General features: G+C 68.0%; 8 protein-coding genes. 4 read left to right on the top strand and 4 right to left on the bottom strand.

Annotated features, from left to right (window positions below; all coding sequences use genetic code 11):
- From VL973_RS05255 to fdxA, 4 genes are all read left to right on the top strand, one after another.
- On the top strand, window positions 1-470 hold a 470-nt coding region (locus tag VL973_RS05255), incomplete at its 5' end, for a GcrA family cell cycle regulator (protein ID WP_325282980.1).
- Window positions 471-534: 64 nt separating this feature from the next.
- Window positions 535-3,039, top strand: coding sequence for a helicase-related protein (locus VL973_RS05250; RefSeq protein WP_325282979.1), 2,505 nt, complete (start codon window positions 535-537; stop codon window positions 3,037-3,039).
- Window positions 3,032-3,334, top strand: a complete 303-nt coding sequence (locus VL973_RS05245; RefSeq protein ID WP_325282978.1) for an RNA-binding S4 domain-containing protein — start codon at window positions 3,032-3,034, stop codon at window positions 3,332-3,334. Before VL973_RS05250 ends, VL973_RS05245 begins: the two co-directional genes overlap by 8 nt.
- A 35-nt stretch (window positions 3,335-3,369) precedes the next feature.
- Window positions 3,370-3,711, top strand: a complete 342-nt coding sequence (gene fdxA / locus VL973_RS05240) for a ferredoxin FdxA (RefSeq protein WP_325282977.1) — start codon at window positions 3,370-3,372, stop codon at window positions 3,709-3,711.
- Between the two features lie 28 nt (window positions 3,712-3,739).
- On the opposite strand, the gene VL973_RS05235 is transcribed toward fdxA, so the two are convergent.
- Genes VL973_RS05235 through VL973_RS05220 form a run of 4 tightly spaced genes read right to left on the bottom strand, consistent with a single transcriptional unit; the run spans window position 3,740 to window position 10,496 of the window.
- Window positions 3,740-5,710, bottom strand: a complete 1,971-nt coding sequence (locus tag VL973_RS05235; protein ID WP_325282976.1) for a tetratricopeptide repeat protein — start codon at window positions 5,708-5,710, stop codon at window positions 3,740-3,742.
- The gene (prsR, locus tag VL973_RS05230; protein ID WP_325282975.1) at window positions 5,694-7,052 is read right to left on the bottom strand and encodes a PEP-CTERM-box response regulator transcription factor; all 1,359 of its coding nucleotides are present in this window, start codon (window positions 7,050-7,052) and stop codon (window positions 5,694-5,696) included. Before prsR ends, VL973_RS05235 begins: the two co-directional genes overlap by 17 nt.
- Entirely contained in the window at window positions 7,049-9,100 is a 2,052-nt protein-coding gene (gene prsK / locus VL973_RS05225) for an XrtA/PEP-CTERM system histidine kinase PrsK (RefSeq protein ID WP_325282974.1), read from the bottom strand. Before prsK ends, prsR begins: the two co-directional genes overlap by 4 nt.
- A gap of 7 nt (window positions 9,101-9,107) precedes the next feature.
- Window positions 9,108-10,496 (bottom strand): TIGR03013 family XrtA/PEP-CTERM system glycosyltransferase, encoded by a 1,389-nt coding sequence (locus VL973_RS05220; protein ID WP_325282973.1) that lies wholly within the window; start codon window positions 10,494-10,496, stop codon window positions 9,108-9,110.
- Between the last annotated feature and the right edge of the window lie 187 nt (window positions 10,497-10,683).

The raw sequence follows: 10,683 nt of genomic DNA, 5'->3' as shown, positions 1-10,683 counted from the left end.
CGCCCAGGCCGCAACCCGCGCCGCCCGCCCCTCCCCGCGCCGCGCCGCCGCCAGTCGCGGCGCCCGAGCCGGAGGTCGATGAGGAGGACGACGCGGACGCAGACGCGCCCGCCTCGCCCACACCCGCGCCCCGCACCGAATTGCGTTCGGTCGGACCGGGCGGCTTTGTTCGCCAGAACCCCGGCGAACAGGCCCCGCCCAGCACGCCCGCGCCGCCCCGCCGCCTGGTCCCCGCCCGCCCGTCGGAAGCGATTGCGGGCAAGACCAGCCTGCTGGAGTTGAACGACCGCATCTGCAAATGGCCGATCGGTCATCCGGGCGAGCCGGATTTCCATTTCTGCGGCGACAAGGTGAACCCCGGCTTCCCCTATTGCGTCGAACATTGCGGCCACGCCTATCAGGCGCAACTGCCGCGCCGCGACCGCCGCCCGCCGCCGCCACTGCCCTATGGCGGGCCGCGCGTTCGCTGATCGGATGCCGCGCGGCGCGACGGGGGTTGCGTCGCGCACATCATGACCCGATGTTCGGGCCATCATGACCCAGTTCGCGCGTAGCCCGATCACCGCGGTCCTGGGACCGACCAATACCGGCAAGACCCATCTGGCGGTCGAACGCATGATGGGCCACGCCAGCGGCATCATGGGCTTTCCCCTGCGCCTGCTCGCCCGCGAGGTCTATGAACGGGTAGTCGCGGTGAAGGGCGCGCATCAGGTCGCGCTCGTCACCGGCGAGGAACGCATCCTGCCGCCCAAGGCGCGCTGGTTCCTGTGCACTGCCGAATCGATGCCCACCGATCGCGAAGTGGCGTTCCTCGCGCTGGACGAGGCGCAATTGGGCGCAGACCCCGAACGCGGGCATGTGTTCACCGACCGGCTGCTGCACGCGCGCGGTTTTGCCGAGACGATGATCCTTGGTTCCAACGCGCTGCGGCCCATGCTGAAATCGCTGGTCCCCGATGCGGAGATTATTGGGCGTCCGCGCTTTTCCACGCTCAGCTATGCCGGCGCGCGCAAGCTGTCGCGCCTGCCCAAGCGTTCCGCGATCGTCGCCTTCTCCGCCGAGGAAGTCTATGCCGTGGCCGAGGCGATCCGCCGGCTGCGCGGCGGCGCGGCGGTGGTGATGGGCGCGCTCAGCCCGCGCACCCGCAATGCACAGGTCGCGATGTTCCAGGCCGGCGAGGTCGATTATCTGGTCGCCACCGACGCGATCGGCATGGGCCTGAATATGGATGTCGCGCATGTCGCCTTTGCCAGCCTGCACAAGTTCGACGGACGGCGGCAACGGCGCCTGACAGTCGCGGAAATGGCGCAGATCGCCGGGCGCGCAGGCCGCCATCAGCGGGACGGCACTTTCGGCGCGCTGCACGACGAAGGCCCCGGCGCCTTTACCCCCGAAGAAGTATTGGCGGTCGAAGGGCATCATGTGCCCGCGCTTTCGCACCTTTACTGGCGGGAGGGTTCTCCCGACTTCGCCAGCATCGACGCGCTGATCGCCGGTCTGGAGCGGCGACCCGATGCCGATGTGCTGCGCGCCGCGCCGCAGGCCGTCGACCTCGCCGTCCTGAAAAAACTGGCCGAGGAAGAATGGGTCCGCGCGCGCGCACGTCATCCGCGCATGGTCAAACGGCTATGGGCGGCGTGCGGCCTGCCCGATTTCCGCAAGCTGGGCGTCGATCCGCACGCACGTTTCGTCGGGCGCGTGTTCCAGCACCTGTCCGAAGGATCGGGCCATATCCCGCACCAATGGTTCGCCGACGAGATCGCGCGGCTCGACCGGCTGGACGGCGATGTCGAAACGCTGGCGGGCCGCATCGCAGCGGCGCGAAGCTGGGCCTATATCGCGCACCGCGACGACTGGCTGGCCGACCCTGCCCATTGGGCGAACCGCACGCGCGAGCTGGAAGAGCGACTGTCCGACGCGTTGCACGCCAGCCTGACGCAACGCTTCGTCGACAAGCGCACCACATTCCTGTTGCGACAGATCGGCGCCGATGCGCGCCACCTGCCGGTCGAAATCGGCGCGCAGGGCGAAGTGATGGTGGAGGACCATGTGCTCGGTCGGATCGACGGTTTCCGGTTTCAGGTCGCCGCCGATGCCCGCGCCGCCGACAAGCGCCTGTTGCTGTCGGCGGCCGAGAAGCGGCTGGGGGCCGAGTTCGGGCGGCGGGCGCAGGCGTTGATCGACGCGCCCGATAATGACTTCGCCCTGGTCACCGATACTACGCAACCGGCGCCGCTGATCGCGTGGACCGGCACGCCGATCGCCAGACTTGAAAGCGGCACTGCGCTGACCCGGCCGCGACTGGCCACGGACCGCGCGCTCGATACGCTCCCCAAATCGGTGCGTGAGCGGGTTGGCGAACGAATCGACCGCTGGCTTGCCGTCAACATGTCGCGGCACGTCCCCGCCCTCATCCGGCTGGACGCGATCGGCCGCGACCCCGAAGCGCCACCGGCGCTCCGCGCCGTCGCGGCGGCGCTTGCCGATGCGGGCGGCGTCCTGTCGCGAGATCAGTTGACCGGGCCGCTGGACGCACTCGACGCAAATGCCCGGCGGTGGCTGCGGCGCACGGGCATCGTCATCGGCACGCTCGACCTGTTCGACCCGCGTCTGCTCAGGCCGCAACCGGCGCGCTGGCGCGGCGCGCTGATGGCGGCGCGGCAGGGCAAGCCCGTGATGGCGCAGGCGCCCGACGGCGCGACCGTCATCACCGATGGCGCGGCGGGGTTCCGCCGCATCGGCGGCCAATGCGTGCGCGTCGACCTGGTCGAACGGATCGCCCATGCCGCTCATGACGCGCGGGAGGGACGGAAGCCGTTCATTCCCGACCCGGCGCTGGCCACCTCGATCGGCCTTGCCCCGGCCACTTTTGCCCGGCTGATGGCGATGCTCGGCTTTCGCAACGCGCCGGGCACGGAAGGGCCGACCGAATGGACGTGGCGCGGCCGGCCCCGCCCGCGCAAACCCATTGCGACCACCGCGCCCCGCCCCGGCAATGCCTTTGCCGCGCTCGCCGATCTGGATTTCGGGCGTGGCTGACGCGATCCGGCTCGATCTGTTCCTCTGGTATGTGCGTATCGCAAAGACGCGCAGCGCAGCACAGGCGATTGCGGGGGCGGGCACGCTCCGGCTCGACGGACGGCGGATCGACCGCGCGCATGTCGCGGTGCGGGTGGGGTCGGTGCTGACGCTGGCGATCGCCGGGCGGGTCCGCGTCTTGCGGGTCGAGGCGCTACCGCATCGCCGCGGACCGGCGGCCGAGGCGCAGGCCTGTTACCGCTTGCTGGACCCCATAGCGACCAAGAGCGTTGACGCACCGGGCGCCGCCGCATAGCAGGGGCGCGTTTTCCGACTGGAGCCTGCCTGCACATGACCTACGTCGTTACCGACGCCTGCATCCGCTGCAAATACATGGATTGCGTCGAGGTGTGTCCGGTCGACTGCTTCTACGAGGGCGAGAACATGCTCGTCATCAATCCCAGCGAATGCATCGACTGCGGCGTCTGCGAGCCGGAATGCCCGGCCGAGGCGATCCTGCCCGACACTGAAAACGGGCTGGAAAAATGGTTGGAGCTGAACACCACTTTTTCAGCGCAATGGCCCAATGTCACGCGCAATGCCAACCAGACCCCGCCCGACGCGGACGAGTTCAAGGGCGTCGAGGGCAAGTTCGACAAATATTTCTCGCCTGAACCCGGCGAAGGCGACTGATCGCGACCGCCATGCGCGCCGGATACCGTCAATAAGCGGCGGCCGGCGCGCTGGTCGAACGAAGTGCGGCGACCTTGCGCTCAAGGTCGCGACTGCCCGCAACGTCACCCATCGCCAGCAACGCCGCCCGGTAAGCATCGGCGACGCCCGGATTCTGCGGCTGTAGCGCATAGGCTGCGGCGGCATATTCCGCCGCCAGCGCATCATTGTCGATCGCCAGATGCGCGACCGCCAGTTGCGCCAACAAGGCCGCGTCGCGATTGCCCAGGCGAAAGCGCAACCCCTCCAGCGTCGCGGCGGCAGCCTCGAATTGCCCGGCGGCGAGTTGCCACTGTGCCGACAGTCTCAACGCGGCGACATTCTGCGGATTTTGCGACAGGAACAGCGCCAGCGTGCGCGCCGCCTCGTCCCGGCGCCCGGCGGCGGCCTGCGCCTCGACCATCCGCAGCACTGCCGACTGATCGAACCGAAGCGCCGCCGCCCGGCCATAGGCCTGCACGGCATCGCCCGGACGCCTGGTCAGCATCGCCACGTCGCCCGCGACACGGTGCGCGGCCGGAACACCCGGATGCGCCGCCACCAGCGACCGGGCCTCCGCCGCAGCCAGGACATTATCCCCCGCCGCGATGAGTCCGCGGATCAACGCGATACGCGGGGTTGGCGAGCCGCCTGCCTGCTGGGCGCGGGCGCGCAGCATGGTCACGCTGTTGTCGGGACTGAATGCCGCGGCAGCGCTGCGCGTGGGCAGACTCGCGCGGTCCAACAGGCGCGCCGCCACCGCCCGCTCCCCCACCCGCTCGAACGCGCGCGCAGCCAGGGTCAACGAATAACCATCGGCGTCGGCCCGCTCGACCACGGGCGCGAGAATACCGATTGCGTTGCGCGACGCATCGGAGCGGGCATAGGCGCCCGCCAGCAGCTTGCGCGCAGTGATGCTGGTCGGCTGTCTGTCGACCAATGTTCGCAGCCGCCGGATCGCCTGCTCAAGCTCGCCATCCTCAAGGTCGAGAATGGCCTTCAGCATCACGGCGCCGGGCAGCGCGTCCAGCGCACCGCCCGCCCGGTCTAGGATGCTGCGGGCCAGATCGAAACGCTGCGCGCGCGCCGCCAGCACCGCTTGCAGATACAATGCCTGCGTGCTGCCGGCCCGAACCTGTGTCGCGCGGCGCAGCACCGCCAGCATGTCGCGCGTGCGCCCGATATCGCCCAGCGTCGCGGCATATTCGATCAGCGCCTGATGATTTTGCGGATCGCGTTGCAACGCGCGCCCGAACCAGGGCAGGCTGGCGACCAGGCCATATTGATCGCGCACCAGTTCGCCGCGCAGCGTCAAGGCGTCGGTCGATTGCGGCGCGACGGCGACAGCCCGTTCGCTGGCGGCAATCGCGCTCGCGACGTCACCCGCTGCACGCCGGGCGCGTGCCAGCAGGCTCCAGGCTGCGCCGTCGGCGGGGCGAGCGGCGACGGCACGGCCCAGAATCTCGGCAGCGGCCCGGTGATCGCCGCCAATCATCGCCAGTTCGCCGCGAACCAGGTCGGTATATGCGGCATAATCGGGCCGGGCCGCGTTGAGTTCGGCGCGCGCGGCATCGGCTCTGCCCATCAACAGTTCCGCGCGCGCGCGAAGCTGATGCACCCGATCCATGTCAAATCCAACCGCGCGCGCGCGGTCGAGTGAGGCGCCCGCGCCCAGTCCGTCGTCAAGCGCCAGTTGCGCCCGCGCCAGCACGGCATGGGCCAGTCCCCAGCCCGGATCGGCGGCGACGGCATCCCCCGCCGCCACGCGGGCGGCGGACGGGTTGCCCGCCTTCAACCGCCCCAGCGCTACCGCCAGCGCGCGCTCCGCCGCCGGGCGGTCGGCGCGTTCGGGCAGCAGGCCGCGCAGCCCAAGCGCCAGCACCGCCAGCGCGACCAGCGCGATCGCGGCGATGACAATTCGCCGCTGCCATCTCCGACGAAGGCTGCGACGGCGCGGCGCACGTTCAGGGTTGGAGATCATAAGCCTTCATCAGGTCATAGAGTGTCGGGCGACTGATCCCCAGCAGGCGCGCGGTGCCTGAGATATTGCCCTCCGCCCGCGCCAGCGCCTGCCGGATCGCGCCCCGGTCGGCCGCCTCGCGCACGGCGCGCAGGTTGATCGGCAGCGGCGCTTCGATGGCGCCCGCACCCAGGTCCAGGTCGTCGGCGCTGACATGACTGCCATCGGCCATGATGACGGCGCGCTTCACCCGGTTTTCCAGCTCGCGGACATTGCCGGGCCAGCCCCAACCCTCGATCGCGGCCAGCGCATCGGGGGTGAAGCCCTTGACCGGCAGCTTCATCGCGCTGGCATGGTGTTTCAGGAAATGCCGGGCAAGAAGCACGGCATCGCCCGACCGTTCGGCCAACGCCGGGATGCGAACGACGATTTCGGCCAGCCGGTAATAAAGGTCCTCCCGGAACCGCCCGTCGGCGACCATCGCGTCGACATCCTGATGCGTGGCGCACACGATGCGCGTGTCGACCGCGATCGGCTTTCGCCCACCGATCCGCTCGATCACGCGCTCCTGCAAGAATCGCAGCAACTTGACCTGCAACGCCAACGGCACGTCGCCGATCTCGTCGAGGAACAGCGTCCCGCCCGATGCCAGTTCGATCTTGCCCTCGGTCGTCTTGACCGCGCCGGTAAAGGCACCTTTTTCGTGACCGAACAACTCGCTTTCCAGCAGCGTTTCGGGGATCGCGGCGCAATTGATCGCGACGAACTGACCCTTGGCGCGCGGGCTGGCATCGTGCAGCGCGCGGGCGAGCACTTCCTTGCCGGTCCCGCTCGCGCCCAGCAGCATGACGGTGACATCGGCCGCTGCGACCCGTTCGATCATGCGAACGACCTTGAGCATCTCCGGCGCCGCGGTAATCAGGCCGCCATCGAACGTGGCGGCAGCGTTTTGCGCCAGGCGACGGTTCTCCGCCTCCAGTGCCTGAACGTGATAGGCACGCCCCACGATCATTCCCAGCGCGTCGATATCGACGGGCTTGGCATAGAAATCCCACGCGCCCTGCTCGATTGCGCGAAGCGCACTTTCACGCGCGCCGTGGCCCGATGCGACGATCACCTTCAAATCGGGTTTCAGCGCCAGCATCTCGGCAAGCGTGGCGAACCCTTCCTCCACGCCATCGGGATTGGGTGGCAGGCCCAGGTCGAGCGTCGCGACCGGCGGTTCCTCGGCACGCAACAGCGCGATGGCGCTGGCGCGATCACCGGCGATCAACACCTCATATCCTTCATAGGCCCATCGCAACTGACGCTGGAGGCCGGGATCATCCTCGATCACCAGCAGCTTGGGCAGCGGCGCGCTCATGCCGCGCGCTCCATCCGGCCGGGTATCGCGGCGGGCAGGATCAGGCGGAAACGGCTGCCCTCCCCCTCGCGGCTGCGAACCTCGATCGAGCCGCCCATCGCCAGCGCCAGGCTGCGCGCTTCATAGGCGCCGATGCCGAAGCCCGAGGCCTTGGTCGAGACGAACGGACGGAACAGCCGCTCGCGAACAAATGCCGGCGACATGCCGCATCCATGATCGATCACATCGGTCATCACCCGCTGGCCTACCGCGGCGATGCACACGCCCACCGGGTCGCCAGCCGCGCTCGCCTCGATCGCGTTCTGGATCAGGTGACGCAGGATCTGTTCGACTCCGCCTGAATCGGCATGGGCGATGGCCGATGCGTCACCGGTGACGATGACGGGGTGGATCAGCCGACGCTCCACCGCCAGCGCTTCGGCAATCGCCATGAGCGCGACCGGGCGCGGCGACTCGGTTCGCGGGCTGCGCGACTGCGACAATCGCGTGACCAGATCGCCCATGCGCGTCGCCGATTCGTTCAGCGTGGCGACCATATCGGCGCGGAAATCGGGATTGTCGGCATGGCGTTCGGCATTGCGGGCAAGCAGGCTCAATTGGCTGACCAGGTTCTTGATATCGTGCAGGATGAAGGCGAAACGCCGGTTGAACTCCTCGAACCGTTCGGCATCGGCCAGCCGTGCCTGCGCGCGGTTTTCGGCCAGCGCATTGGCGGCCTGATGACTGGCGAGCTTCAGCAGATCGAAATCCTCCCAGTCGAGTTGCCGCGGGATCAGCGGCCGGGCCAGCACGACCGCGCCGACCAGCCCCGCCTGATGCGGCAGCGGCACGATTGCCCAGCCATCCTCCAGATCGCACAGCGTAGCGGGCACGGCATCCGCGTCCAGCGCCGACGCGCCGACGCGCACCGCGTCCAGTTCGATGACCCGCCCCGTCGCGGCCAGATGCCGCGCAAGATCACCGCCGCCATCGGGTGCCGCAGGCAGCGCCGGTTCAGTCCAGCGCCAGTGCGCGGACAATGTCAGCGCGCCCGCCTCGCATGTCAGCAACAATGCCGCCGGGGCATCGACCAGTTCGGCGACCGCCCGTGCGACCCGCTCGTCCAGCGTGGCATCGCCTTCGCGCCGCGACAGCGTTTCGGTGAAGCGCATCCATTCGTCGCGGTAGTCATAACGATGCCGGAACAGATGCTTCGCCGCTTTGACTCGCACCCACGCACGCAGTTTGGGTGTCGACAGGAATGCGAGCGCCGCGGCCGTCGATCCGAACACGAATATGGTTTGCAGCACACGCGCATGGCGCCCGGCCACTGCCTCGATCCCCTGGATCGCACCGGCAAAGATCGCCAGATAGCTGAGCACCGCCAGCAACGAAAGCGACTGGAACGCGACCGTGCGCGACAATTGCACCGGTCGCTCGCCATCGCGCTGCATATTGGCGGCGAATACCGCCGCGACCGCGACCAGCACCGCGCCGCGCGTCGCCACCATCGTATCCGGCCATTCGCCGGTGGCCCAGGCAAGCGTCAGCAGATTGGCGTCGACCAGCCAGATCGCCGCGATCGCCAATGCCGCCGTCCGCACCGCCATTGTCGCGGCGCGCGCATGGGCGTTCTGCACCAGCACCAGCGCCGCCACCGCCGCCAGCAACGGCAGCACCACTCCGGCTTCGCTCAAGCCGTTCGCGATCGACGGCGTGTCCACCATGGCGGCGGCAAAGCCGATGACGCCGGCCAGCGCGAAAATCACTGCCAACGTGACGTGAAACAGGATCGACGAACGCCGGGTCGCGACATCGGCAAAGGCCGGTTGCATTTGCCAGACCAGTGCCAGCCAAGCCAGGTTGCGCCCGGCTTCCAGCAGCCGGCTCACCCCCGCCGTGCCACCGAACGCCGCTGCCGCCAGCGCCCAGAAAGCCGTCGCGGCAAAGGCAATGACCTGAACGTTGCGGCGCAACGGCGCGCGCCAGGCCCATAATGCCAGCATCGCAAACAGCAGCGATGCCAGCGCATGGCTCCACAACGAAAGGATGTCGGCAGGGCCGCTCATCGCCGCATCACCGTGCGCCTTCTGGCCAAAGCACGACGCGCAGCGTCTGAAGCAGGATCAGCACGTCCAGGAACGGGGAATAATTCTTGGCGTAATACAGATCATATTCCAGCTTCTGGCGCGCATCGTCAATCGACGCGCCATAGGGATAGTTGATCTGCGCCCAGCCGGTGATGCCGGGCTTCACCATGTGCCGCTCGGCATAATAAGGCAGCTTCTGTTCCAGGTCGTCGACGAATTGCGGTCGTTCGGGACGCGGGCCGACAAAGCTCATCTCGCCTTTCAGCACGCTCCAGCACTGGGGCAGTTCATCGATCCGCAGCTTGCGGAGAACGCGGCCGATGCGGGTGATGCGCGGATCATCCTTTTCCGCCCAGACCGCGTTGCCCGGCACTTCGGCGTCAACACGCATCGAGCGCAGCTTCACGATGTCGAAGCCCTGATTATACAGGCCGACGCGGCGCTGGCGGTAAAATGCCGGGCCTTTGCTATCCAGCTTGACGATGACCGCGGTGAGCAGGATCAGCGGGAGCGTCAGCGCCAGCAGCAACAGCGACGCGGCGATGTCGAACAACCGTTTGAACGCGCTGGAAAACATCCGCCCCGAGGAGAATCCGTCGGAAAAGATCAGCCAGCTGGGATTGAGGCTGTCCAGGTCGACGCGCCCGGTTTCGCGCTCGAGAAAGGTCGAGATTTCGTTGACGTGCACGCCGGTCGTCTTGATCCGCACCAGGTCCTTGAGCGGCAGCGCGTTGCGCCGTTCTTCAAGCGCCAGCACCACCTCGCTCGCGTTCAGCAGGACGACATGGTCGGCCAGGTTGTAGATCGCATCACGCGCAATCGCTTCGGGGATGATCCGGTTGACCTCGCTCATCGCCACATAGCCGACGACGACGAAACCCGCGCCGGGCTGTCGCGCCAGCATACGAATGCGCTCGGCCCGCGCGCCCGCGCCCAGCACGACGACCCGGCGCTTGAACACCTGTCCGCCCAGCGTCTTGCCGATCAGCAGGCGCAGCATGAACAGCACCGCCAGCGAAGCCACCATCGCGTAGAGCAGGTTCGATCGCCAGAAGGTGAGCGCAGGCACCAGAAAGAAGATCACCGACAGGAAAATGGTGCCCAGCGAAACCGCGACGATCAACCGGGCGGTCGCAAACCGCATCGAGGTCAACGCACGCGGCGAATAGGTGCCGACCGCGACGATCGCCAGCATCTGGCTGATGGCAAAGGTCAGCAGTTGCGCCACCCGCGTGCCGATCGGTTCGGGGATCATGTCGAGCTGATGCAGGCGGAACTGCCAGCCAAACTCCGCCGCGACCAGCAGGCAGATGAAGTCGAGCAGGCCGAGCAGCAGCACCGCGTTCGGCACATAATGCTTGAACAATCTTATCATCGCCCGCGCCCCTGCCCGCCGGGTGTAAGGATTACCGACATGGATGCGGTTTCGCAGCAATTCAACAAAAAAGGCTGAACGATGCAGCGAGGCCGACCGCAAAGCGCAGGGCCGGCCGACTGCGGCGTGGACCGACGGCAATGATTGGGCTAACGGCACGCGCCTGCGCGGCGATGCGATTCGCCGC

This window comes from Sphingomonas sp. (assembly GCF_035490575.1).
In the GTDB taxonomy this organism is placed as follows: Bacteria; Pseudomonadota; Alphaproteobacteria; order Sphingomonadales; family Sphingomonadaceae; genus Sphingomonas.
Note: the sequence above shows the minus strand (reverse complement) of the source record. Positions and strands in the feature narration are given on the sequence as shown.

What these genes read in the sequence shown, in the direction of transcription:
- VL973_RS05235 (WP_325282976.1), bottom strand. Translation starts at nt 5,710, where the DNA reads ATGATCTCCAACCCTGAACGTGCGCCGCGCCGTCGCAGCCTTCGTCGG.
- prsK (WP_325282974.1), bottom strand. Translation starts at nt 9,100, where the DNA reads ATGAGCGGCCCTGCCGACATCCTTTCGTTGTGGAGCCATGCGCTGGCA.
- VL973_RS05220 (WP_325282973.1), bottom strand. Translation starts at nt 10,496, where the DNA reads ATGATAAGATTGTTCAAGCATTATGTGCCGAACGCGGTGCTGCTGCTC.
- prsR (WP_325282975.1), bottom strand. Translation starts at nt 7,052, where the DNA reads ATGAGCGCGCCGCTGCCCAAGCTGCTGGTGATCGAGGATGATCCCGGC.
- VL973_RS05250 (WP_325282979.1), top strand. Translation starts at nt 535, where the DNA reads ATGACCCAGTTCGCGCGTAGCCCGATCACCGCGGTCCTGGGACCGACC.
- fdxA (WP_325282977.1), top strand. Translation starts at nt 3,370, where the DNA reads ATGACCTACGTCGTTACCGACGCCTGCATCCGCTGCAAATACATGGAT.